Origin of the sequence: Rhizomonospora bruguierae (assembly GCF_018397995.1) — a bacterium.
Classification (GTDB): domain Bacteria; phylum Actinomycetota; class Actinomycetes; order Mycobacteriales; family Micromonosporaceae; genus Rhizomonospora; species Rhizomonospora bruguierae.
This window is the reverse complement of the sequence record NZ_BBQH01000179.1, coordinates 1-627: the sequence shown is the minus strand read 5'-3', so window position 1 is coordinate 627 and position 627 is coordinate 1. Positions and strand designations below refer to the sequence as shown.

Annotated in this window: 1 protein-coding gene; it reads left to right on the top strand. The window is 75.3% G+C overall.

Going from position 1 to position 627, the window contains the following annotated elements:
* A partial coding sequence (locus KJS59_RS30740; protein WP_407073981.1) for a Mu transposase domain-containing protein occupies positions 1-627 on the top strand: 627 nt, incomplete at both ends.

Here is a 627-nt window from a genome sequence, read left to right as displayed (position 1 = left end):
TGCGCTGGTGCATCGAGGTTGCCGGGCAGCGGGCCTGTCGGCCCCTGGACGGCGCCGCGCCGGCGGCGGTGTTCGCCGCGGTGGAGGCCGAGGCGTTGCAGCCGTTGCCGGCCCGGCCGTTCGTGCTGGCGACGTGGTCGACCGGCAAGGTCGGCCCGGACATCCACGTCAAGGTCGGCAAGGCGTTGTACTCGGTGCCGTGGCGGCTGATCGGGCAGCGTCTCGATGCCCGGGAGACGTGGACCACCGTCCAGCTGTTCCACGACGGGCATCTGGTCGCCACGCACGCCCGCGCCGGCAAGGGCAAGCGCACCGACATGTCGCACTACCCGCCGGAGAAGATCGCGTTCGCGATGCGGACCCCGGCGTGGTGCCGCCGCCGCGCCGGCGAGATCGGCCCGGCCTGCACCATGGTCGTCGCCGCGCTGCTGGAAGTCGGGGCGTTGTTCCGGCTGCGGTCCGCCCAGGGCGTGCTCGGCCTGGCCGACCAGCACGGCCCAGCCCGGCTGGAGGCGGCCTGCGCCAAGGCCACCGCCGCCGGCGACCCGTCCTACCGCACGATCAAGGGCATCCTGGCCGCCGGCGCGGAAGCCGACCCGCCGCCACCACCGACCGGGGACGGCGGCG